The organism is Bifidobacterium catenulatum PV20-2 (assembly GCF_000800455.1).
Classification (GTDB): Bacteria; Actinomycetota; Actinomycetes; order Actinomycetales; family Bifidobacteriaceae; genus Bifidobacterium; species Bifidobacterium kashiwanohense_A.
In genome coordinates, this window is the sequence record NZ_CP007456.1 from 512,180 (window position 1) to 537,027 (window position 24,848).

Consider the following 24,848-nt stretch of genomic DNA (forward strand, 5'->3'; position numbering starts at 1 on the left):
TTTTACAAAGAAAACATCAGTGCTTGATGGTGACGTTCATACGGACCGGAGTTTTCTCCACGTACGTATGCTTCACCGTGCAGCCCTTGTCAATATGACGGGTGACACGTTCCTTGAATTTCTCGGCATCCTCGTCGTTCAAGCCGGCGTCGGAAGCGTCGATGACCACCTGCTCGTCGAAACCGATATAAGCGTCGTTGTCGGCGTCATAGGTGCCATCCACAACGATTTTCGCACCCTTGCCCTCGCCCAGCGTATGTTCGACGGCGAACTGGCTCGACAGTGCGGCACAGCCGGCCAAAGCGATTTTCATCAGGTCTCCAGGCGTGAACTGGCCACGGCCTTTGCCGAACTTGATATGCGCGCCATCTTCGCTGAACGCATCCCAGGAACCGTCTTTGTTACGCTCGACCCACAGCCTTTTGCCCATGGTGAACTCCTCATCGTCTTGCCGGGAGCGCCATTCGCTCCTCGCCTACATACCTAATGTAATCCATTGATGTCCATTCACCGTGAAGCATTCCGAAAAGCGTAGGAAACATCAACGCGCGGGCGGTATATGCTTGACCTGCGATTCTGTGCTGTTAAGCTTGCAATCATGGCTTTGACACCTGAACAACTTGCAGATATTCGTACTCGCATTCCGGCGCGCCCGGAAACCGACATTCCCATGCCATATGAGGATTTGGTGCGTCGTATCCTGACGGAGGGCACGTTGAAGTCCGATCGCACGGGCACTGGCACCATCAGCCTGTTCGGACAGCAGATGCGATTCGACCTGAGCGAGTATTTTCCGCTGCTTACCACGAAAACGGTGTTTTTCAAGGGACTTGCCTATGAGTTGCTGTGGTTCCTGAAGGGTTCCACGAACGTGCGTTGGCTGCAGGAACATAATGTGCATATTTGGGATGAATGGGCCGATGAGAACGGCGATTTGGGTCCCGTGTATGGTGCGCAGTGGCGCAGCTGGCCGGCGCCTACGCCTGATGATCCGAATCGCACCATCGATCAGATCAGCAATGTGCTCGATCTGGTCAAGAACCATCCGGATTCCCGCCGTATGGTCGTATCCGCATGGAATCCGGCCGAAGTGGAGAATATGGCGTTGCCGCCATGCCACGCGCTGTTCCAGTTCTACGTGGCGGATGGCAAACTTTCATGCCAGCTGTACCAGCGTTCCTGCGACATGTTCCTCGGCGTGCCGTTCAATATCGCGTCCTATTCTTTGCTGACGCTAATGATTGCCCAGCAGGCAGGACTGCAGCCGGGGGAGTTCGTGTGGACGGGCGGCGACTGCCATGTATACGACAATCACATCGATCAGGTTCTGGAGCAGTTGAGCCGCAATCCATATCCGTATCCTCAGATCCGCATTAACAAAGCCGCTTCTCTGTTCGATTACGATTACAGTGATTTTGAAATCGTCGGCTACCGGCACCATCCAACCATCAAGGCGCCGGTGGCGGTCTGAGAGTCGTCGCCAGACGTTAGACTACTGACCCTAGTTCGACTTCAAGGAGTGAGTGAAATGGAGCATGACAGTAGCTGCAGTGGCTATCACGAACCCGAGCCCGGACTTGCCGGGCTTGAGAACGAGGAGGATTGGGGTGATGATTTCCCCAAGACGTTCTCGGTGAATCTGATTTGGGCGCAGGCCTGTGACAAGGAAGGTCATGACGGCGCCATCGGATTCGAGGGTGGTATGCCGTGGCATCTGCCCGAAGATATGAAGCGTCTCAAGGAGCTTACCGTCTCGCATCCGGTCATCATGGGGCGCAAGACGTGGGAATCCCTGAGCCCGAAGTATCGTCCGTTGCCGAATCGCGACAATATCGTGGTTTCGCACGATTCGTCTTATAGGGCGCCTGGAGCGACCGTGGTCGACAGTTTGGATGATGCGCTTGATCTGGCCCGTCAGGAAGCCATTCCGGATGATGGTCTCGACCGCAGCGAAATCTGGATCATCGGTGGCGGTCAGCTGTACCACGAGGCGATGCCGTTTGCGGACAAGGCATATGTGACGCAGATCAGCATGCACGTTGACGCCGACACCTATGCGCCTGACATCAAAGGCCTGGTGGAATCCGGGGCATGGAAGGTGGCCGAGGAAGGCGTATGGCAGGGCACTACGAAGGGTTCCGACGACATCGCCGGATTCCGTTTCATAACCTTTGAAAGAAATCACGAGGAGTAAACCCATGTATACCGTGATGACCGTGTGCACCGGCAACATCTGCCGCTCTCCCATGGCCGAGATCATTCTGCGCACCGAATTCGAGCGTCGTGGGCTCGCCGACAAGGTCAATGTCGAATCCAGCGGTGTCAGCGATGAGGAATACGGCAATCCGATCGATCGTCGCGCCGTCAAGGTGTTGCGTGAGCGTGGATATGAGCTTCCGGCGCACCATTTCGCGCACCGCATCACTCGTGATGAGATCGAGCGCACCGACCTGTTCTTGCCTATGACCGCTTCCCACATGCGTGCGTTGTTGCGTCAGCTTCCGCAGGCCAAGCGTGAGAACGTGCACATGTACCGTAGTTTCGATCCGAATCTTGCCAAGCCTGCTGCAGGCTACGAAAGCGAGATTGATCTGGTCGATCCATGGTATGGTGGCGCCCACGAATTCGAAGTGGCAATCGATCAGATTGAGGAAGTGGCTCCGTTCATCGTCGATTGGGTCGAGCAGCGGCTCTGAACCTATGTTGAATGTGCCATTCGAGGCGATTGAAAAAAGCTCGGTTCGTTTGAACCGGGCTTTTTTGTATGAGAGATATGCTGGCGTGGCAACTGCAATACGACGATCGCAAAAAGATATTTGAAAAGATTCAAAAAGAAGTAAAAAGCGACCCCGGCCGGACTTGAACCGGTGACCTCCGCCGTGACAGGGCGGCGCTCTAACCAACTGAGCTACGGGGCCGTTGTTTCAGCCTTGCGACCGACAACAGATGTATATATTACGGCAAAGTCGCCATTGTGCAAATCACGGCGTGTCATCGGCGAATATTTGCATGGATCGGCGAAGGAAAAAATGTTTATGAAATCGGAAATAGCGAGAAAACAAAGCAACGGCCGGTCGTATATGAGGGGAAAACTTCTCATATACGACCGGCCATTACATTTGCGGTGCCGTGTTGTCGCTCACGACACTACGTCTTGTTGAAATCAGTCGGTCTGCTTCCAGGTTTCGACGTCGATATGGTGTTCTGGATTGGCCTGCCATGCTGCCCAAGCGGACTTCACGATGTCTTCCACGTTGTACTGTGCGTGCCAGCCCATCTCTTCGTTGATGCGCTTCGGGGAGCCGATCAGGTGCGGCGGATCGCCTGCGCGGCGGGCCATGACGGTCTCTTCGAACGGCAGGCCGGTGACCTTCTTGACCTCATCGACGATCTGGCGCACGGAGGTGCCTTCGCCGGTGCCGACGTTGAAGGCATCGTACTTGCGCTCGTCGCGGTCCAGATACTTCAGGGCGGCGATGTGGGCGTCGGCCAGATCGGAGACGTGGATGTAGTCGCGCACGCAGGTGCCGTCCGGAGTCGGGTAGTCGTCGCCGAAGATTGCCGGAGCCTTGCCCTTCTTCAGGCGGTCGAACAGCATCGGGATGAGGTTCAGGATTGCCGGATCCTCGAGCTCGACCGGGCCGCAGCCAGCCACGTTGAAGTAGCGCAGACCGCAGAAGCGAATGCCATACGGCTCTTCGCAGGCGCGAGCCATCCACTCGCCGAACAGCTTGGTCTGGCCGTACGGGTTGATCGGCAGCATCGGAACGACGTCTTCCGGCACCACGTCGACCGGCGGAACGCCGTAGGTGGCTGCGGAAGAGGAGAAGACGAGCTTCTTGGCGCCGGAGTCGCGCATGCCGGTGAGCACGTTGAGCATGCCGTTGATGTTCTGCTGGTAGTACCACAGCGGCTTCTCGACGGATTCGCCGACCTGCTTGCGGGCGGCGAAGTGAATGACGGAGTCGACACCTTCGGCCTTCATGATTTCAGCGAGACGTTCGCCGGCACCCGGAGCGGCGATATCCATGCCGTACAGGCGGGAGCCTTCGATGCGGGTTGGCTTGCCGTAGCTCAGATCGTCAACGACGACGACCTGTTCGCCGGCCTGATGAAGAGCGTGGACGACGTGGGCGCCGATGTAGCCGCACCCACCAGTGACGAGAACTGTCATGTTCTGGCCTTTCCTCCAAATGAGCGATAAAGCGCTTTGTTCGAAAAACGAACGTTCAACGAACGTTGTTCACTTTTGCTCTAGTTTGTTACTTTTTGAACAATTTGAGTATAACACATGAACAGTAACGCACATAATCGCTCCGTTCCTGCGTTTCCTCTATAAATAGGGTATGCAAGAAGATGCGAACACGCCGACTGAAAATCAAGTAAACGGCGAAAACGAACAAAACATGTCAAAAACGCAAGGTGAACTACAGGCTGATGCTGGTCAGCGTCCTGCCTTGTATGGGCGCAAGGTGCTTTCCTTCGTGCGTCGTTCCGCCAGGCTCGACGCGCGCTTGCAGCGTGCATGGGATACCTATGCCGATACCTATCTTTTGAATATCAATGCAGGTGAAGGCTCCCTTGACGTGCGAAACGATCTGGTGTTCGACCAGTCGTATATTGCGGAAGCGTGGGGCAATGCCAATCCTCTGATTGTGGAAATCGGCACCGGTCAGGGCGAAAACGTTGTTGCCGCAGCCGCCGAACACCCAGAAATGAATTTTCTGGCGCTTGAAGTCTACGATCCGGGTGTGGCGCACACCATGCTGCTTGCTGGCAAGCAAGGCCTTGCCAATCTGCGCATCGCACAGGTCAACGCTCCTGAACTCTTCAAAGTCGCCGCAGATGGCTCGATCGCTGAAGTGTGGACCTTCTTCCCCGATCCATGGCCCAAGATGCGTCATCACAAGCGTCGCATCGTGCAACCGGAGCTTGCCGGTGAGATTCATCGCACGCTGCAGGCTGGGGGAGTGTGGCGTATCGCTACCGATATTGAAGACTATGCATTGCATGTGCATGAGGTCATGGACGGTATTGAAGGATTCCAGAATGACGGCACGTTGACGGTGAGTCTGCCGGTTGAGCATGTCGGCAAGGGAAATGCCGACGAGGCCGCAAGTCTGCGACACGCCGATTTCAGTGAATCAGAGCGTTTTTCTGGTCGAGTTTTGACGAATTTCGAGAAAAAAGGACTTGCTGCCGGTCGTGTGATTCATGACTTCACCTATCGCCACGTATGAGGCTTCATATTGTGCTGTTCATGTGATGAAATGGCTTTATCTCAACGATTTTCAACATGTGAACAGCATGGTTTCCGCAATTGTGCAACGTTGCGACACGCCGAGACTTGCATGTTTCGATGATTCGCGTATAGTTAAGCGAGTTGTCAAGCGGAAACGCTGAAAGCGCCCCCTTCGTCTAACGGTTAGGACACCAGACTTTCAATCTGACAACGAGAGTTCGACTCTCTCAGGGGGTACTTACCTTGGTAACAAGGTGGCAATGGCCCCGTAGCTCAGTTGGTTAGAGCGCCGCCCTGTCACGGCGGAGGTCACCGGTTCAAGTCCGGCCGGGGTCGCTCGAACAGATTCCTGTTCATGGCTCTGTAGCTCAGTTGGTAGAGCGAACGACTGAAAATCGTTAGGTCAGCGGATCGATGCCGCTCGGAGCCACCATGGTTTGAAACCTCGGAAATCTCCGAGGTTTTTTGTTTTCGTCACATTTTTAATCATATGGGAACCAAAATTGCGGCGGACTGACTGCAGAGAGGCCATGACTTTTTGAAGGGGCAGACGCTTCGGTCATGGCTCTCTGAATCTCGAGTCTTGCCGAATCCGTGATGTGGGCGTATCAATGCCCCGCACGGGTGTGTCATCTTATGCGCTACTTAGCAATGACCAAGAAACCCCCGTTGAGGGGTGCATTTGTCTGTTAGCGGATTACACTGGAATACCGTAAGACGGAAACAATGGAGGGTTTGTGGGCAGAGCTATGCCATAACCCCGTTAAGGGAGTATTCACTGGGGCGGTAGCATGGAAGTGCTTTTGGTAGGTAATACCGATTTCATTACCAAACAGTGGATTCAGCATGCCTTTCCCCGAGACCATGTGGTGATAGCGGAACGAGAAGACACCGTAGACGGCAATGACCGTCTCAGAATCGTCAACATGTCTGATGCCAACACCCTTGCCGAAACCATCACCACATACGAATTTGATCGCATCGTATTCTTTTCCGAAAATCTGACCCCACGCAGCGACAGAGACGGCGATCTGGGAGCATTGCGAAGACTTCTGCATGCCATTCGCAACAGGCAAACGCAAATGCTGATGGTCAGCGGCCCCGAATCCGAGTTCACCTATCCGGAAAACGTCGACGTACGGGATACCAGCAAAAGCCTGATGTCTCGAGCATCGGAAGAACTCTGCCTGTATTATGCGCGTACCTACCGTCTGGAAGCGAAAATCATTCGAAGCCCGTACCTGTATGCGTCGGATCGCAACGGCGTCACCGCATATTTCAATCATCTATTTGAACAGGCGGAATCGGGCACATTGTCGTTCTGCGAGCAAAAGAACCAGCAGACATGCTTTCTCTGCGCCGACGATCTTGCCGAACTGATCTACCGCATGTTCGACGATTGGACCGCCGAAAGCGAAATATTCCATGTGCCCAACGTGTTCAACTTCACATACGGTGATTTGGCTGATGTGATTAGCGCGGCATTTCCCGGATTATCGGTGATTTTTGGCGAAGACAGGACCCAATGTTACCCAGCAGACGATCATGTGCTGCGATTGCGCTATGGCTGGTCGCCGCGATATTCGCTCAAACAGGATCTTCCCCCTATACTTCAGCGCTGGAAAGAGGCACGTGCTCAGGAACAATCCGGAAAGCACCCGATCTGGGATTTTCTGCGCAACCATTCGAAACCATGGATCGCATTCGAAATCTGCGTCACGTTCATACTGGAGGAAATGCTTCGCACCGCGGTACAAGGCAACAGTCAGCTGGGAACCGTGGATTTGCGCCTGTTTTTCGTGGTGATCGTCGGCACGATGTACGGACTGAACGCAGGCGTGTTCGCGGCCGCGCTCGCATGTGCAGGCATGGCGTTGTCGTACGCGTCGAACGGCGCATCATTCGCTCCACTGTTTTACGATACGTCGAACTGGATTACGTTTGTGGTGTATTTCGTTGCCGGCGCAGTATGCGGATACGTGCAGATGCGTAATCGCGAAAACCTGCGATTCATGCGTGACGAAAACGGTTTGCTGCGTGAGCGACTTGCGTTCCTGCGTGACCTGTACCACGATGTGCTTGATGATCGTCGTATGCTGCGCGGGCAGATTATCGGCAGGCGCGACAGTTTCGGCAAAATGTATGCGATGACCCGTGAATTGGACGAGGTGCTGCCTCGAAAGCTGTATCACGCGACCATTCGCATTATGCAAGATACGTTGGGCGGCGATAGTTTCGGTATTTACCGAATCGATAATGGTGGTCGTTTCGCGCGTTTGATGGCCGCGAGTCCGCAGACTGAATCCTTATTCAGCAAGTCGGCGCTGCTTGAGAATTATGCCAACATTGTCACGGCCTTGGATCATGGCGGATTGTGGGTAAACCGCAATCTTGAACAAAACCTTCCAATGTATGCGGCGGGCGTGCATGCCGATGGCAAGCTGGCCGTGGTGATTGTGCTTGCCAAAGCGCAGCCCGATCAAATGAACCTGTACTTCCAGAACCTGTTCACCATCATGTGCGGCTTGGTGGAATCCGCGATGGTGCGTGCCTTCGATTATGAGAATGTTGCGCGGCAGACGATGCTGGTGCCCGGCACGGAATTCTTGAACACTCAGGTGTTCCTGTCCAAAGTGCTGGCTGCAAACGAACTCAAGCATGATCATATGAGCAATCATCTGCTGTTGCGTGTGGAAGACGCCTGGCAAGACGATGGCAGCCGCCTGATGGGAGCCATTCGTCAAACGGATGAGGCCGGTGTACTGCAGGACGGCAATGTGTATGTGCTCATGAATCAGGCCAGTGAGCATGAGCTGCCGATCATCAACAGGCGTTTGATCCAGGCTGGATTGCATGTGAAGTTGGTTTCAGGCCACGAGGAAGATTCGTTGCTGGCTGAGGCTTCGGAACAAGTAGCTATCGAGTCGCAAGCGGATGAAACGCCGCGTAGTAACGTTGCGCAGAATGACTCCGCATCGCATGAAGGCGGCGCAGCATGAATGCGACGGTGATGGCGATGCTGCTTATCGCCGTGCATGTAATGATATGCGTGCTGCTGTGCGTATTGTCTCGCGTTGGCGTGCTTCGTGGGGGGCTGCTTCCCTTCATGCTGTTGGTGCCATTGTGGGGGCCATTATGCGTGCTGATGCTGCATACGCGCACGCTGATTCGCGTTGGTGAGCACACGGCTCCGGGGCTTGAGCAAATGCGTGTGGATGATGAGGAACGTCGAAGCATTCTGGTTGAGGAACGAGCCGATTTCGTCAATACAGTGCCGTTGGAAGAGGCACTGATCGTCAACGATTCGAGTCAGCGGCGTAGTCTGGTGATGTCCATTCTCAACGACAATCCCAGCCGTTATATCGATGTGCTGTCGCAGGCCCGACTGAATGAGGATGTGGAAGTCGTGCATTATGCGGCTACCGCCATGGCACAGATCAGTGCCAAAGAAGACCTTGCATTGCAACGCTGCCGTAACGATTATCTGCAGCATCGAAATTCCGAAACGATGTTGGAACGCTATTGCGATGCGTTGGAACGATATGTCAATTCCGGTATTGCACAAGGATACGCATTGCAGTTGCAGAAGCAGCGATATGCCGAAGTATTGCAGGAACGACTTCGCAAACATGACGATTATTACGTTGCATGCCGTCTTGCGCAAATGCAGATCGATCTTGGACTCTTTGATGATGCCGCACGCACCATTGACGGCGCTATGGAACGGTGGCCGGATCAAGGCGATGTATGGCTGATGCGTCTACGGCTCGATGCCGCACGCAATGATGGCGATGCGTTGCGTCAAACCGTTCAGCAGATTGAAAGCAAGCATATTTATCTCGGTGGCCAAGGAAGACGCACGCTGCGGTTCTGGACGGAAACCAAGGAGGCTGAACGCGCATGATCAGAGGATTCCTGTCAGACGTGTTGGCCAAGTGGAAGCGATTCCGCTGGCAAGGTTTGGTCAAAGTCTGGGCTGTGTTCATGGTCATCGCATTGGTGTTGCTGGTGGAGAGCTTGGGCTTGCATTATGGTGCCACGCGTTTCGACATCACCTACTTGGATCGAGACAAGGCCATTCCTGCAGCCAACGCCATCGCTGGCGAAAAAGCTACGAATCTGTTGGTGGTTGACAGTTCGCAGGAGGGTGTCAGCGATGTCGAAGCCATGCTCGACCAGATTCTGCTTGATATGAAAGTCCCTACCACTACGGTTGACGTGGCTGACGAAAACGCTGAATTTCCAGCGTTGAATCACTACAGCACCATAGTGGTGGCCATGCCTAATCTCGACTGTCTGGGCGAGCATGTGCTGCAAATCATGCAATGGGCCAAAAAGGGCGGCGGAGTCATGTTTGCCATGACTCCCGAAAAAACCGGCTATTTGGACGTGATCGGCCCGCAGATCGGCATTGAATCGTCCACATACGAATATGTGGCGACTGAGGGCATTACACCGTCCAGAGATTTTATGTTGGGTGGCGGCCAGACATACACATTCAGTGACCCGTTCAAATCGTCGCTGAGCGTCGCATTGAATGATCGTGCACAGGTGGAAGCGGTCAGCACCAATGGCAGAACGCCATTGGTGTGGAGGAACGCGGTGGAGTCAGGAACGGCTGTGATGTGCAATATCGGCATTTACGGCAAGGTGTTTCGAGGATTTTACGCTTCGGCGTTCAGTCTGCTCGGTTCTGCCATGGCCTATCCGGTGATTAACAGCGCGGCGTTCTACTTGGATGATTTTCCCTCTCCGGTACCGTCTGGCAATGGCAAATACATCAAACGTGACTACAACATGAATATTTCTGAATTCTATTCTCAAGTATGGTGGCCGGATTTGGTGCGTCTTGCGGAACGGTACGGTATTCGTTTCACCGGTGTGATGATTGAGAATTACGGCGATGACACCAAGGATGATCCGGTACGACAGACGGACAACACACAATTCGAGTATTACGGAGGATTGCTGCTTCGGCAAAACGGCGAAATCGGATATCACGGGTACAACCATCAGCCGTTGGTGTTGCCGAATACGCATTACGGCAAAGAATACGCGTACGTGCAATGGCCGAATCGCAAAGCCATTGTGGCATCATTGCAGGAACTGATCGCATTCCAGAAAGACGTATTGCCGGCCGCAACATCGTCGGTATACGTGCCGCCGTCGAATATCCTCTCCCAAGAGGCACGAAAGATCATAGGCGAGGATGTGCCGCAGATTCGCGCCATCGCCAGTACGTATATGCCCTCCGACAGTTCCTTGCCGTACATACAGGAGTTCGGTGTTGCGGCCGATGGCGTGGTGGAGGCTCCACGTATTGTGTCCGGCGGCATGGTGGGCGACACGTACATGCGTCTTGCCGCGGTTTCCGAATTGAACATGCACTATGTGAGCACGCACTTCATGCATCCCGACGATCTGCTTGATGAAGATCGTGGTGCGAAAGAAGGCTGGGAAACCTATCGCAAGGGATTGGAAGATTATTTGGATTGGTTGGAACAGTCGGCTCCGTCCATTCGCATGCAGACTGGAACGGAATGCGCTGCGGCGGTGCAACGATTCTCAGGATTGACGGTTTCGATGGAAACAACCGATACCAGTTGGGATCTGAAACTTGGCAACCTCACCGATCAAGGGTGGCTGATGTTCCGTGCCAGTAATGGTACGCCCGGCAATGTGCGCGGCGGAAGCCTCACCAAGATGACCGGCAATTTGTATCTGCTCAAAGCCACGAGCGCCACGGTTCATATAGAACGTAAGACTGGGGGGGTGGCATGAGAATCTGCCTGGTTTTGGAAGGATGCTACCCGTACGTGCATGGTGGCGTGTCCACATGGATGCACAGTTATATCGAAGCGATGAAAGAGCACGAGTTCGTATTGTGGGTGATCGGCGCCAAAGCCGAAGACCGCGGCAAATTCGTATATGATCTGCCCAGCAATGTGGTGGAAGTGCATGAGGTGTTCCTCGACGACGCCTTACGTCTGAGCGGTGAACGCGCGCAAGTGTCGTTCACCGAAGAGGAATTGCGGTCATTGCGCGAACTGGTGAATCTTGGCAGCCCGGACTGGGATGTGCTGTTCAACCTGTTCCACACCAAAGGCGTGCATCCGCTGTCGTTCCTGCAAAGCCGTGAATTCATTGACCTGTTCACGCAAATCTGCATGGAAGAATATCCGTATGTGGCCTATGCGGATGCTTTCCATACTGCGCGCTCCATGCTGCTGCCGGTGTTATACCTGATGGGCGGCGAAGTGCCGGAAGCGCAAATCTATCATGCGATTTCCACCGGATATGGCGGATTGCTAGCCTGTTTGGGCGGTTCCATCAACCATGCGCCGGTATTGCTTACGGAACATGGTATCTACACGCGCGAACGTGAAGAGGAGATTATTTCCGCCGAATGGGTGCTTCCGGTTTTCCGTCCGCGCTGGATTCGTTTCTTCTACATGCTTTCTGAACAGATTTACCAGCGTGCATGGCGTATCACTAGTTTGTTCGGTCGTGCCCGTCTTATCCAAATCGGTATGGGCGCTCCCGCCGACGCCTGCCAGGTTATTCCCAACGGCATTCAATACGAACGTTTTTGCGATATTCCTCTAAAACCCGACGATGGTTGGGTTGATATCGGTGCGGTGGTGCGCATGGCGCCGATCAAAGACGTGAAAACCCTGATTCATGCGTTTCATGAGCTTTCATCTCGCGTTGACAATGTGCGTTTGCATATTCTTGGCGGTGTTGACGATCAGGAGTATGCCGACGAATGCTATGAGCTTGTGGAACAGTTGGGCGTGCGCAATCTTGAATTCACGGGCCGTGTGAATGTGGTGGAATACATGCGCAAGCTTGATTTCACCGTGTTGACCAGCATTTCCGAAGGCCAACCGTTGTCGGTGTTGGAATCGTTCGCTGCCGCACGCCCATGCGTGACTACTGATGTCGGCTGTTGCCGTGAGCTGTTGGAAGGTGAGGATGGCGATGATTTCGGCACTGCCGGTTTTTATGTGCCTCCCATGTACCGCGAAGGCTTAAGCGGGGCGATGGAACGCATGTGTTCCAGTCGCGTGTTGCGTGAAACCATGGGGCAGATCGGCCGCGATCGTGTGAATGCCTATTATCGGCATGAGCGCATGCTTGACGATTATCGCAAGCTGTATGCCGATACTGCGGATCAGTTCGGATTGGAGCGCTGATATGGCTGGTATTGGATTTGAACTGAAGAAACTGTTCCATCGTAGGGGCTTGATGGCAATGCTGCGAGCCTACGGCTATGCCGGCGTGATTTGCGCAGGCCCGATGCTGCTGGGCGTGCTTCTGCAGTTTGGCGTGCTGATTGTGAGCGGTTGGTGGCAGGTGGGCCGCCCCGACCGTGATCTGCTCGTATGCATGATCACATACACATTGCTTGCCTCGTTGGTGTTGACAAGTTTTCTGTCGATGCCGGTCACACGTTTTTTGGCGGATATGCTGTTTGATCACGATGAGAAGATGATTCTGCCATCGTTTTGGGGGTCTACCGGCATCATGTTGGTGGTGGGCGCGGTGTTGTACACGGTGTTTCTGCTGTTTTCTGGATCCACGCTGATGCAGGGCGTGTTGTGTTTATGGTTGTTTCTCGAAATGGTCGTCAACTGGAATGCGATGAGTTATTTGACGGCCATTAAAGATTACAAAAGCATTCTGTATTCTTTTGCTGGTGCAGTGCTGGTGGCGTTTATTACGTCATGCGTGCTGCTTGCGTTGGCATGCCCTCCTGTGGAGTCGCTGTTGTTTGCGGTGGTGCTTGGCTATGGTGTGATGCTGGTATGGGATGTACTCCTGTTGCATCGTTATTTTCCGCAAAGTCGTGAGCATCCGTGGCTGTTTCTGCAGTGGGTCGATCAGTTTCTGCCGTTGGCGTTGACTGGATTGTTCACCACTATCGGCCTGTTCGCCCATTTGGTGATCACTTGGTGTGGGCCGCTTGGCATCAAAGTGAAGGGTCTGTTTTACGGTGCGCCATACTACGATGTGCCCGCCATGCTTGCATTTTTGACGATTCTGATCACCACGGTGAATTTTGTGGTGTCGGTGGAAGTGAATTTCTATCCGACATATCGTTCGTATTACAGTCTGCTCAACGATGGAGGCACGGTCAAAGACATTACCGTTGCCGAAAATGAAATGCTGGCTGTGCTCAATCGAGAATTGCATTACACGGCGTTGAAGCAATTGTTGGTGACCGCTGCCGTGATTTCGTTGGAAAAAACAGCGCTGAACGCGCTTCCTTTGGGTTTCAACGATGCGATGCATGGATATTTTCGTGTACTATGCGTCGGATATGCGCTGTATGCGGTCGGCAATACCATAATGCTGATTCTGCTGTACTTCACCGATTATTCCGGTGCGTTGACTGCATCGGCATTATTTGCCGGGTCGACGGTTATTTTCACGGTGATCGGACAGTTCTTCACTACCACACTGTTCGGCTTCGGTTTTCTGATGGGAGCGTCGCTGTTCGCTATTTATGCGACATTCCGGCTTGCCTCATACACCGACAATCTGCCATACCGAGTGCTGGGGCAGCAGCCGATTGTGGCACAGACGAAACGTGGACGTTTCACCGAACTGGGCATACTGCTTGAACACGGCGAACAACGAATCGATCAATCACTGCAGCGCACGGAATATAAGAGGCACGTGCGGCGCGAGTGCGGGACGAACATTACAGAAGCGAGCAATACAATCGGGGAGGAATCGTAAATCATGACATGGTGGAATCGACGCAACACGAAAGCCATTACCACGCTTGTCAAGCAAATAGCGGCATTGACGGCAATGCTGATGGTGCTTTCCTGCGCCGGATGTGCGACTTCATCACCCAGCGATAATGAACAATCGCAATCATCGGATTCAACGCAGACGCATGAGCAAGTCAAGAAAAGCGCTGAACAAAGCATCGACGGCGCACACTTGCGCGACAACCAATCGTTATACAAGGTGTATGACGACAGCGGCGTGGAAACCATGTATCTGACGGTATCGCGCGGTAATTCGTCAGAAGGAACCGACCATAGCTGGAGTGAAATCAACCAGTATTCCGTTGAGGACTATGCGGCAATGGGCGTTGGACGCTACAAGGTCAATGGTTTGCTGCAGGTCGGCGACGAACAAGGGCCGGTTTCCGGGGAGCTTGGTTTTGGCGAAAGCGCGCCGAACGCCACCGTGCAGGTACGTGGTCAGTCATCGAGTAAAAACGAGCAGAAGAATTACAAGATCGAGTTGAAAAGCGGCAAAGGCAAGTGGCGTGGCCAGCGTACCATCGCATTGAACAAGCATATGGGTGAAGGTCTGCGTTTCCGTAACAAAATGGCCTTTGATCTCATCAAAGGCATCGACCAGATGATGGGGCTGCGCACGCAATTCGTGCACTTGTATGTGAAAGACGAGACCAGCGGATCGGATTCCTTTGACGATTACGGTCTGTATACGCAGGTCGAACAGCTCAACAAAACCGCATTGCAAGCGCACGGACTTGATAAGAACGGCCAGCTGTATAAAGTCAATTATTTCGAATTCCATCGAGACGAAGACGTGATCAAACTCGCCGACGATCCCGACTACGATCAGACGAAATTCGAAGAAAAACTGGAAATCAAAGGCGACAACGACCATACCAAACTGATTGCCATGTTGAACGCGCTCAACGATTATTCAGTGCCGATGAGCGACATTCTCGGCAAATATTTCGATACCGAAAATCTCGCATACTGGATGGCATTCCAGCTGTTGACCGGCAATACCGATACGCAAAGCCGCAATATGTACCTGTATAGTCCCACGAATTCTGACACCTTCTACGTGCTCGACTGGGACAACGATGGCATGCTCATGCGCAAGGAATATGAGATCAAACAACGTTCCGACGGCAAAAGCTGGGAGAACGGCATCAGCAACTACTGGGGCAACATGCTGTTTAGCCGCTGCTTGCAGACCAAGTCGTTCCGAACTGCGCTCGACAAGGCAATGCAAGACGAATACAAGTACATGAATGCCAATCGCATCAACTCCATGGTGAAGCATTACCGCAGCATTACGGAACAATATGTGTGGAAAATGCCTGATTCCATGTATGAAGGCGTTACCAAAAGCCAATATGATGTGATCGCGAACCAGCTGCACAGCGAAATCGAACAGAACTACCAGACATACCAAACCGGGTTCAACAAGCCCATGCCGTTCTACATCGGCACACCTACCCCTACCAATGGCAAGCTCAAACTCAGCTGGGATGTCTCCTACGATTTCAACGATGAGGATTTGCGTTATACCGTCACCGTGGCCAAGGATTACGAAGGTAAGGATGTAGTGTTCACACAGAGCAACCTCGTATTGCCGGAAGCCGTGATGGACATGCCCGGTGAAGGCCAGTACTTCATCAAAGTGAGTGTGCGCAACGCATCAGGCGAGACTCAGGACGCGTTTGACTACTACGTCACCGACGGCAACAAGATCTACGGCACCAAGTGCTTCTATGTGAAAGCCGACGGCAGCATTGTGGAGGATGCCAATGTGCAATGACGGTGGCAATCGAGGAACGTCGCTGCTGCAGCGCGTCAAACGTCGAGTCAGCGAAGAATTATCCGTTCCGCCGCGTACAGCCAAGGAACGGTTCCGTCATGAGCTCAAATATCTGATCTCATACGCGCAAAAAGCCGATTTGAACGTGCGTATGGCGCCGCTGCTTGGTCTCGACAAACATGCGAGCAACGGCGGCTATATGATTCGCAGCCTGTATTTTGACGATTATTGGAACACCGCATATCAGGAAAAAGTCGATGGTGTGCTGCTGCGCAAGAAATATCGTATTCGCATCTACGATTACAGCGACCGCGTGATCAAACTGGAACGCAAACGCAAAAGCGACAGTTGGATCTACAAGGAGGATGCGTCGCTCACGCACGAGCAGTTCGACCGTATTCTTGCCGGCGATTACGAGTTTTTGCGTGACAGCGAATATCAATTGTGCCGCGAGTTTTATGTGGAATGCGTGTGCAATGTGTTGCGCCCGCGTGTGATCGTCGATTATGAGCGCGAACCGTGGATTCTTGACGCCGGTACCGTGCGTGTCACTTTCGATATGAACGTGCGTGCGGCGGTTGGAGGATTCGATATTTTCGACTCCACACTGCCGGTACTGCCCGTGCTTGAGCCGGGAAAACTGGTGATGGAAGTCAAATTCACCGAATTCCTGCCGCAGATGGTACGCGATCTGTTGCCTGGCAAAGCTCAGGAGTTGACTTCGGCTTCGAAATACGTGCTCTGTTATGACAAAGCCTCGTATTTGCGGGGATTCGACTACTGGCAGGAAGGTTGGAGCGTGCCGAGCCTGTAAAGACAGTCTGTGATCGGCTGGCATTTCCCGAAATCAAACGTTACGAATCAAGGAAGCAAAGAGAGAAAGAACAGCATTATGAGCGTTAATGACATGATCAAAAAGTCGGTGCTGAAATCCTTCAGCCAATATAATGTGCCCAAAATGGCGCTGGCATTGCTGGTGGCGTTGATCGTTGGCATCGTTATTTGCTGCGTGTACCGCCGTTTCTACACGGGCGTGGTGTATTCGCGCAGTTTCGCGGTCACGTTGGTGGGCATGTGCGTGCTCACCTGCATGGTCACATTGTCCATCAGTACGAATATTGTGATTTCTCTTGGTATGGTCGGTGCATTGTCGATTGTTCGTTACCGTACCGCAGTCAAGGACCCGATGGATTTGCTGTATTTGTTCTGGGCGATTACTTCAGGTATTGCGTCGGGTGCGGGCATGTATGTGCTGGTGATTGTGGCCGGATTGGTGATGATCGGCATGTTGGCATTGTTCTACTCGTATCAAGACAAAGGGCGCGTGTACATTGCGGTGATCCACTATGTGGGCGATATGGCTGGCGATGAGATCACGCGTGCGTTCGGACGTACTAAATTCTTCGTCAAATCCAAAACCATGCGTGGCGAACGCGTGGAAATGGCCGTCGAAGTGTTTTGCGACGACAAGGATATGGCGTTCGCCGAGCGTATCCGTGCGATTGATGGCGTCGAGGACGTAACACTGATACAGTACAACGGCGAATACCACGGATAGTTTTTTCGACGAGAGGGAGACCGCGTGACCGACATGCCGGAAATGGGCGGAATGCCGTCTAACGACGAGCTGGTGCCTTTTTTCACATTCGAAGACATCGATTATGCGCTCGAAAACGGCGAATTCTGCTGTTATCTGCAGCCTAAATGCAATGCGGAGACGGGAACCATTGTAGGAGCCGAGGCGTTGGTGCGCTGGAATCACCCCAAATATGGCGTGATTCCCCCAGGATGGTTCGTCCCGGTATTGGAAAGAGCCGGGCGTATCTGCCATGTGGATATGTTCGTATGGCGTTTCGTGGCTGAGATGCTGGGCAGATGGGAGCGTGAAGGACGCAATCTGGTACCGGTTTCCGTGAACGTGTCCATGATGGATATCAACCAGATGGATGTGGCCGACGTGATTGGCGGGCTGCTGAACGAATATAACGTCGACGCGCGTCTATTGCAGGTGGAAATCACCGAAAGTGCCGTGGCGAAAAACCTGCCCATAGTGGAGGGCACCATCCGCAAACTGCATGCGAGAGGCATCGTGGTGCTGATGGACGATTTCGGTTCGGCATATTCCTCGCTGAACATGCTCAAAGACATTAATGTCGATGTGATCAAACTGGACACGAAGTTCATCGAACTGAGCGATGAGAATGCCGGTAAAGGCATGAAAATCATCCAATCCATGATTGTGATGGCCAAGAAGCTGCATCTGATGATCATCGCCGAGGGCGCCCAAACCAAGGAACAGGTCGATCGGCTGAAAGCACTTGGATGCGGATATATCCAAGGATATTATTTCTACCCTCCACTGCCGGTGAACCAGATGGAAACGCTGTTGGCTGAACGCGCCGACGGTCGGCACTATTGGGATATGTCGTGCGATTACCTGCATCGCAATCATGTGACTGTCAACGGCCGGGTGCTGTTGGGAGTCTCCGCGTTGGCGGCCGACACCTTTGAAATCCTGGCTGATGGTCTGGCGGAAATATCCCGGTTGAATGTGGAGACAGGCGAATACCGTGTCATCAAACGGGATGGGGTGATTCCCGATCCGGAAGTCGACGAATTCGGCGCCTACATGCGTGCGGTGGCCGCCAACCGGGTGGTGCATCCTGACGATGTCGGGCGATTCTTCGCCGATCTGAATCTGACCTCAATCCGGGAACGGCTATACAGGCAGGAAACCGTGCTGGGGATATACCGCAGCGAGGTATTGGCCAAAACCGGCGTAGTTACATTCGCGGTGATTCCCACTCACGTATGTTCCCCATCCGACCCTTGGGCTGTGGTGCTGGTCGGACGGAATCTGTCCATGGAACTATTGACATGCGGCGATGCCGATAATTACCGCAGGGACTCGCTTACGGGGCTGCTCAACCGCAATGCCTACGATGACGACTTGGAGTACATCCAGGCCACGCATGACCAGCCGTTGACGGTGGTGTACGTCGACATGATCGGACTGCATGAAATCAACAACCATTTGGGGCATGCCAAGGGCGATTCGGCGTTGTGCGGACTTGCGAATGCGATGCGTGCCTGCTTTGGTGACGACAGGATCTACCGCGTCGGAGGCGACGAGTTCGTGATTATCAGCTGCAACCATACGGTGAGCCAAAGTATGCGTCGGATGGCGCGTATGCGTCGGGATTTTCTGGAAGGTGATTGGGATATATCCGTAGGCATGGCCGAATCCGATGATGGAGGGGATCTTCCGGACCTCATCAATCAGGCGGAAATCCGTATGCGTCAGGACAAGAAACAGTATTACGTCAATGGCGGAGGCAAACGCCAGCTCCGCATGCTCAACAACCAGCTTGAGGATATTCTGGTGCGCGATGAGGATATGAAAATGCTGCTTGAACATCTGAATGTACGTTATCCGGTGTCATTTATAGTCAATCTGAATACCGATACGCAGCGTTCGATCATGGTGCCCGATTTCTTTCAGCGTATGCTTGATGGTCATGGCGGTTCCTTCCGCGAAGCATTACGTGAGTTTTGCTGTGTGAGGATTGCTCCCGAATATCAAGAAGGTCTCCTGCGACTGCTTGACTACGATGTCGTCCGTAGCCGGCTCAAGTCGGAAGGTGCAGTGCAATGCGGTTACGTGAAGAACGACGGTGAGCGGTTCATGTTGACGATTCTTACCGACAACAGATCCACGGACGAGACCATGTGGGTGTTCGAACGTAAGGACCTGCCGTAGCAGAAGGACAGGTTGTTCGATGGATGATTGCACCCCCCCATCTTATTTTATTTTGTGAGAATGGTCACATAATGTCGTGGTGTCGTTGATCGCATGACAGTTGAAAATGGGTTTATGATAGGAACGTTGGCTTCGGCAAGGTATGGCGAAGCCTGTGAACGCACAGTAGCTTAAAGGAGAGCACTATGGTCTATCGCATGATTTTCAACCAGACGGCGTATTTCGGTCGCGGAGCCATCAAGGAGATTCCGGGCGTTGCCAAGTCGCACGGCTTCACCAAGGCATTCATCGTCACCGATCCGGTGTTGCTTGAAACCGGCACCGTCAAGAAGGTCACCGATGTGCTCGATGAGGCAGGCATGCCGTATGAGGTCTTCGACAACGTCAAGCCGAACCCGCCGGTCGAATGCATTCAGGACGGTGTCGCCAAGTTCGCCGCATCCGGTGCCGACTTCCTGATCGGCTTGGGCGGCGGCTCCCCGCAAGACACCTGCAAGGGCATCGGCATCATCACCGCCAACCCGGAATTCTCCGACGTGCTCTCCCTGGAAGGCGTTGCCGACACCAAGAATCCGTCCGTGCCGATCTTCGGCGTGCCGACCACCGCCGGCACCGCTTCGGAAACCACCATCAACTATGTGGTCACTGACACCGCCAACAAGCGCAAGTTCGTGGCCGTCGACCCGCACGACATTCCGATCGTCGCATTCGTCGACCCGGATCTGACCGACTCCATGCCGCGTGGCCTCAAGGTTGCCACCGGACTCGACGCCCTGACCCACGCCATCGAAGGTTACATCACTCCGGGCGCATGGAGCCTGTCCGACTGCCTGTCCATGCAGACCATCCGTATGATCGCCAAGAATCTCGCCAAGAGCGCAGACGGCGACATTCCGGCAGGCGAGCAGATGGCATACGCCTCCTACATCACCGGTATGGCCTACTCCAACGTCGGCCTCGGCCTGGTGCATGGCATGGCCCACCCGCTGGGCGGCCGTCTCGGCGTGGCCCACGGCGTTGCCAACGGCATTCTGCTGGCTCCGGTCATGGAATACAACAAGGACTACACCGGTGAGAAGTACCGTGACATCGCCGACGCCTTCGGCATCGCGGACGCCTACACCGGCGATATCGAAACCGTGCGCGAAGAGGCCGTCCAGGCTGTGCATAAGCTCACCGTGGATCTGAAGAACCCGACCACCATCTCCGAAGTCGGCGCCACCGAAGCCGATCTTGAGCCGCTGGCCTATGATGCCTTCCACGATGTGTGCACGCCGGGCAACCCCCGTCAGGCCACGCAGGAGGACATCCTCGCCATCTACAAGAGCCTGATGTAATGCGGCAATTCCCACGAACCGGCAATCGTGCGTAACGAACGACGAATCGTGAGAGAACATCGCTGAGAACATAAAAAAATCGTGGCGTGAATCGTAACAAATTCACACCACGATTTTTGTATGCAATTATAATTACGCATGTTGATGAATTGAATACTTCAATTCAATATGAATATATGCGAATTAATCGTTGGAATCCTCGTGCTTTTCACTCCACTCCTCATCAGTAGGGGTGTCGTCATACCATTCACGTCCCTCCTGCTCGGCCAATTCCATCTGCTCGTTGATCCACGCCGCCTCCGCAGGATTGATATCGGCGGTGTCAAGCACCTTCTGCCACACCGGATACAGCAGATGCATCACCGGATACAGCGCGGTGAGCAGAATCTCCGGCTTATGCTTGCGTGAATGCTGTGGATGCGCGTCGAACGTGTTCTTGAAACGACGCATGTAATTATTGAACGACGTGAGCGACGTGTCCATACGGCGGGCGCTGATGCCGGCGATCATGCGCGGGCAGTACACGGTTTTCAAATCCTTGCCCAGCAGATGCAGCGAAATATCGATATCCTCATGCATCACATCGGCCTTGTCGCGGCACACCTCGTCGCAAATTTCGCGCCAAGCTGAAGCACGGACCGCCATATTCGAGCCAAACAGCAATGGCTGGCCGCCGTCGGCCTTGTAAATGCGCTTGCGCGTGGAATTATCCCCACGCAAACCAAAATGGCGGCTCGGCAAATCGTAATACATCACCGGACCAGTGGCACCCATGGCCTCCGGATCCTCAGTGAAAATGCCGGACACCACCTCGACCCAATCCGGGCGAATCATGCAATCAGCGTCGAAACGGCCTAGAATATCGCCGGTGGCGTGATTCAAACCATAATCTCGCGTCGGAATCAATCCCTGCTCCTCATCCTGATGCAACAAGCGAACAGGGGCTTGAGGGTGGTCTTTCATAAACTGCTCCACCACAGCTACCGTCGAATCGGTGGAACGATTGTCGACAACGATCACTTCATGGGGCATCACGGTCTGCCTAGTGGCATTCAACAGGCAATCGTTGATACGCTCCTCTTCATTCCAAGCGGGGATGACAATTGAAACGTTCAGCATAACTACCACAATAGCTCAGCCTGTACACGACGCCTATCGCTACAATGGGAAGCCATGAGCGAAAGCGAACAGCGATTGAACAATACGCAGAGTGAAAACGGTGCGAACACCAGCGAGCAGCGCTGGGATCTCGGCACCTTGTTTCCAGCCAAAGGAGATCCCCGAAAACCGCCGGAATGGTTGGGGCGTGCGCTGCTATACATCGCCATAGCCATTGTGGTGTTTACTTTCTGCTGGCGCAGCTGGGGCAAAATCGAATACCTGGTGATCGACATCATCGTCTCGCTGTTCATCGCGCTCGCGGTGGAGCCGATGGTGGTGCCGCTGGTCAAGCATGGCTGGAAACGTTCGTTCGCCTCGCTGTTCTCGCTGCTGATGCTGGCCGTGATTCTCGGCGTGCTGTTCACGCTGTTCGGCAACCTGTTCGTGCAGCAGGTGATCGCATTGGTGAACGGTCTGCCCGACCTGTACGAGCAGATGTGCCAGTTCGCCAGTCAATACGCGAATTTCCAACTTCCTGAGATCAATAATCTCGGCAATGAGATTCTGAAGAACATTCAAACGTCATGGGTCACCGATTTCGCGGGTACCGCGCTAAATACAGTGTCGGGATTGTTTTCGTTCCTGATCAACCTCATGACGATAATCATGACCACGTATTACATTTCAGCGGCTGGCCCGAAACTGCGTCGTGCCGCATGCCAGTGGATGGCTCCGGCGGCTCAGCGCCGATTCCTGTTCGTGTGGACGGTGAGCCAGAGCCAGATCTCGTCGTTCCTGTTCTCCCGCGCCATTCTCGCGTTGCTGAACGCGTTCTTCACCGGAATCTGTCTGATGCTGCTGCACGTGCCCTATTGGCTACCGTTGGCGCTGTTCTGCGGTATGGTTTCGCAGTTCATTCCTATGCTGGGCACGTATATCGGCGGCGCATTGCCGGTGCTGTTCGCGTGGGGCAGCTGCGGACTGTGGCAGGCCGTGGCGGTGCTGGTGTTCATCTGCGTGTATCAGCAGATTGAGAATCTGATCTTCGCGCCGAAGATCTCCCAGCGCACCATGGATGTGAATGATGCCGTGGCGTTCCTCGCGGTGTTGGCGTTCACTTCGCTGTTCGGCGCGCTTGGCGCATTCCTCGCATTGCCGGTGGTCGCTTCCGTGCAGACGATCTTCCGCACCTATACAAAGCGGTACGAGCTGGTTGACTCCCCGCTGATGGATGATCCGGTGCCTGAAAAGAAGTCGAAGCTGGTGGAAGGTGCCGAAGTCATCAGCGAGCATCTGCACAATATGCCTCGCGCGGTGCAGGGATCCAGTGCGCATGTGCCGATTTCCGACGAAGTGCGGCAGTTACAGGAGCAGGCGTACAATATCACCCGTTCCGAGGAATCGCTGGAATCGGGCGAAACCGTCGCCATTCCGAAGCACGTGTTGGACAAAACGGAACGCAAGCCATTGCAGGGTCTTGAGAGCGAAAACCCATCGCAGGAATCCAACGAAAAATCGGAATCCGGCAATGAACGGAAGAACGGCGAATCGCGGGAAGCTGAAGGAAGCACGAAAAACGCGGATGACAATCCAAGAAGTAGGTGGCGTTAATGGTACTGCTGAGCGTACTTGACATTCTGCTGGTCATCGTCGGCGGCGCAGGTGTGGTCTATCAGGCGGTGTGCATTCTCATCTCCCTGTTCACCAAGCCGATCAAATTTCCCGATGCGCCGATGAACAAGCGTTACGCGGTGCTGATTTCCGCACGAAACGAGGCGAAAGTCATCGGCAACCTCATTACCTGCATCCAAACGCAGACGTACCCGAGCGAGCTGATCGACATTTGGCTCGTTGCCGACAATTGCACCGACAATACCGCCGAAGTGGCGCGCAACATGGGCTGCCATGTGGTCGAACGCTTCAACAAGGAACTTGTGGGCAAGGGCTACGCATTGACGTATCTGCTTGACCAGATGAACGAATCCGGCGCATCCGACCTGTACGACGCGTTCTTCGTGTTCGATGCCGACAACAAGCTCGACAAGCATTACGTCGAAGAGATGAACAAGGCGTTCCAGTCGGGCTTTAAGATTCTCACCAGCTACCGTAATTCCGTGAATTTGTCCGACAATTGGGTCTCTTCCGGTTCTGCATTGTGGTTCATCCGTGAATCTCGATTCCTGTCGGCCTCGCGCATGTGGCTCGGCAACAGCTGCCATGTAGGGGGCACAGGTTTCATGTTTTCGCAGGAGATCATGCGTCGTAATAATGGTTGGAAATTCCACCTTTTGACCGAGGATTTGGAATTCACCATGGATTCCTTGCTACACGGCGACCGCATCGGCTACTGCGGTACCGCGATTCTGTATGACGAGCAGCCTGTCACCTTCGCGCAGAGCTGGCGTCAGCGTTTGCGTTGGAGCAAGGGTTTCCTGCAAGTGTTCCGTTATTACGGGCCGGCTTTGGTCAAACGCGCCATCAGGGAACGCGATTTCTCCGCCGTTGATTTCACACTGTTGTTGTGTCCGTTCACGGTGATCGGTATTGTGCGCGTTCTGCTGGGACTGTTGTTTGCGACCTGCGGATTCGTGACATGGCAGAGCCAGTTGAGCTCGTTGGCCGGTTGGACGTCCGGCATTGTGACGTCGGTGATCGGCATGATGGCGTTGGCCGCGTTGACGATTATTGTGGAACGCGATCAGATTGGTGCCACCAACAAGGAGCTGTTCGCGTATGTGCTGAGCTTCCCGATCTACATGTTCAGTTATGTGCCGATCTCGTTCCAGGCTATGTTCGCCAAGTCGGAATGGAAGCCAATCGAGCATAAGGGATGACGTTTGTTCGC

At 53.8% G+C, this 24,848-nt stretch carries 19 protein-coding genes and 4 tRNA genes; 19 read left to right on the forward strand and 4 right to left on the reverse strand.

The window, feature by feature from the left end; genetic code table 11:
- Positions 1-16: 16 nt before the first annotated feature.
- Positions 17-430, reverse strand: a complete 414-nt coding sequence (locus tag AH68_RS02135; RefSeq protein ID WP_039197238.1) for an OsmC family protein — start codon at positions 428-430, stop codon at positions 17-19.
- A 240-nt stretch (positions 431-670) separates the two neighbouring features.
- Here AH68_RS02135 and AH68_RS02140 point away from each other — a divergent pair, with 240 nt between their 5' ends.
- The 3 genes from AH68_RS02140 to AH68_RS02150 are packed head-to-tail and all read left to right on the forward strand — an operon-like array spanning position 671 to position 2,696.
- Positions 671-1,471: a thymidylate synthase gene (locus AH68_RS02140; protein ID WP_173405869.1), complete on the forward strand. Its 801-nt coding sequence runs from the start codon at positions 671-673 to the stop codon at positions 1,469-1,471.
- A 57-nt stretch (positions 1,472-1,528) separates the two neighbouring features.
- Positions 1,529-2,194 carry a dihydrofolate reductase gene (locus AH68_RS02145; protein ID WP_039197240.1) on the forward strand — a complete coding sequence of 222 codons (666 nt, stop codon included), beginning with the start codon at positions 1,529-1,531 and terminating at the stop codon, positions 2,192-2,194.
- A gap of 4 nt (positions 2,195-2,198) precedes the next feature.
- A complete protein-coding gene (locus tag AH68_RS02150; RefSeq protein ID WP_039197242.1) occupies positions 2,199-2,696 on the forward strand; it encodes a low molecular weight protein-tyrosine-phosphatase in 498 nt (165 codons plus the stop codon).
- 148 nt (positions 2,697-2,844) lie between these two features.
- Here the strand turns inward: AH68_RS02150 and AH68_RS02155 are convergent.
- A tRNA-Asp gene (locus tag AH68_RS02155) sits at positions 2,845-2,918 on the reverse strand.
- Positions 2,919-3,163: 245 nt separating this feature from the next.
- Positions 3,164-4,174 (reverse strand): UDP-glucose 4-epimerase GalE, encoded by a 1,011-nt coding sequence (gene galE / locus AH68_RS02160; protein WP_039197244.1) that lies wholly within the window; start codon positions 4,172-4,174, stop codon positions 3,164-3,166.
- A 172-nt stretch (positions 4,175-4,346) separates the two neighbouring features.
- Here galE and trmB point away from each other — a divergent pair, with 172 nt between their 5' ends.
- The 14 genes from trmB to fucO all read left to right on the forward strand — a co-directional run bounded on the left by trmB (position 4,347) and on the right by fucO (position 20,902).
- Positions 4,347-5,240 (forward strand): tRNA (guanosine(46)-N7)-methyltransferase TrmB, encoded by an 894-nt coding sequence (trmB, locus tag AH68_RS02165; RefSeq protein WP_039197246.1) that lies wholly within the window; start codon positions 4,347-4,349, stop codon positions 5,238-5,240.
- A gap of 167 nt (positions 5,241-5,407) precedes the next feature.
- Positions 5,408-5,479: transfer RNA gene (locus tag AH68_RS02170), tRNA-Glu, on the forward strand.
- Positions 5,480-5,504: 25 nt separating this feature from the next.
- Positions 5,505-5,578: transfer RNA gene (locus tag AH68_RS02175), tRNA-Asp, on the forward strand.
- A 21-nt stretch (positions 5,579-5,599) separates the two neighbouring features.
- Positions 5,600-5,675: transfer RNA gene (locus AH68_RS02180), tRNA-Phe, on the forward strand.
- Positions 5,676-6,033: 358 nt separating this feature from the next.
- Positions 6,034-8,241, forward strand: a complete 2,208-nt coding sequence (locus tag AH68_RS02185) for an NAD-dependent epimerase/dehydratase family protein (RefSeq protein ID WP_039197248.1) — start codon at positions 6,034-6,036, stop codon at positions 8,239-8,241.
- Complete coding sequence (locus AH68_RS02190; RefSeq protein WP_039197250.1) at positions 8,238-9,146, forward strand: hypothetical protein; 909 nt, start codon at positions 8,238-8,240, stop codon at positions 9,144-9,146. Before AH68_RS02185 ends, AH68_RS02190 begins: the two co-directional genes overlap by 4 nt.
- Positions 9,143-11,023 (forward strand): DUF2194 domain-containing protein, encoded by a 1,881-nt coding sequence (locus tag AH68_RS02195; RefSeq protein WP_039197252.1) that lies wholly within the window; start codon positions 9,143-9,145, stop codon positions 11,021-11,023. The genes AH68_RS02190 and AH68_RS02195 overlap by 4 nt, the downstream gene beginning before the upstream one ends.
- Positions 11,020-12,438, forward strand: a complete 1,419-nt coding sequence (gene pelF, locus AH68_RS02200) for a GT4 family glycosyltransferase PelF (RefSeq protein WP_039197255.1) — start codon at positions 11,020-11,022, stop codon at positions 12,436-12,438. Before AH68_RS02195 ends, pelF begins: the two co-directional genes overlap by 4 nt.
- Before the next feature lies 1 nt (position 12,439).
- Positions 12,440-13,987: an exopolysaccharide Pel transporter PelG gene (gene pelG / locus AH68_RS02205; protein WP_039197257.1), complete on the forward strand. Its 1,548-nt coding sequence runs from the start codon at positions 12,440-12,442 to the stop codon at positions 13,985-13,987.
- 3 nt (positions 13,988-13,990) lie between these two features.
- A complete protein-coding gene (locus AH68_RS02210; protein WP_039197259.1) occupies positions 13,991-15,805 on the forward strand; it encodes a CotH kinase family protein in 1,815 nt (604 codons plus the stop codon).
- A complete protein-coding gene (locus AH68_RS02215; RefSeq protein WP_039197261.1) occupies positions 15,795-16,619 on the forward strand; it encodes a polyphosphate polymerase domain-containing protein in 825 nt (274 codons plus the stop codon). Before AH68_RS02210 ends, AH68_RS02215 begins: the two co-directional genes overlap by 11 nt.
- Positions 16,620-16,697: 78 nt before the next feature.
- Positions 16,698-17,363, forward strand: a complete 666-nt coding sequence (locus AH68_RS02220; protein WP_039197262.1) for a DUF4956 domain-containing protein — start codon at positions 16,698-16,700, stop codon at positions 17,361-17,363.
- Between the two features lie 33 nt (positions 17,364-17,396).
- Positions 17,397-19,565, forward strand: coding sequence for a GGDEF domain-containing protein (locus AH68_RS02225; RefSeq protein WP_052189243.1), 2,169 nt, complete (start codon positions 17,397-17,399; stop codon positions 19,563-19,565).
- Positions 19,566-19,750: 185 nt separating this feature from the next.
- A complete protein-coding gene (fucO, locus tag AH68_RS02230) occupies positions 19,751-20,902 on the forward strand; it encodes a lactaldehyde reductase (RefSeq protein ID WP_033500889.1) in 1,152 nt (383 codons plus the stop codon).
- Between the two features lie 183 nt (positions 20,903-21,085).
- On the opposite strand, the gene AH68_RS02235 is transcribed toward fucO, so the two are convergent.
- Positions 21,086-22,021: a glycosyltransferase family 2 protein gene (locus AH68_RS02235; protein ID WP_039197267.1), complete on the reverse strand. Its 936-nt coding sequence runs from the start codon at positions 22,019-22,021 to the stop codon at positions 21,086-21,088.
- A gap of 54 nt (positions 22,022-22,075) precedes the next feature.
- Between AH68_RS02235 and AH68_RS02240 the strand changes: the two genes are divergently transcribed.
- Together AH68_RS02240 and AH68_RS02245 are read left to right on the forward strand one after the other, a co-directional pair.
- On the forward strand, positions 22,076-23,614 hold the full coding sequence (locus AH68_RS02240; RefSeq protein ID WP_039197269.1) for an AI-2E family transporter: 1,539 nt from the start codon (positions 22,076-22,078) through the stop codon (positions 23,612-23,614).
- Positions 23,614-24,837, forward strand: a complete 1,224-nt coding sequence (locus AH68_RS02245) for a glycosyltransferase family 2 protein (protein ID WP_039197271.1) — start codon at positions 23,614-23,616, stop codon at positions 24,835-24,837. Before AH68_RS02240 ends, AH68_RS02245 begins: the two co-directional genes overlap by 1 nt.
- Positions 24,838-24,848 lie beyond the last annotated feature (11 nt).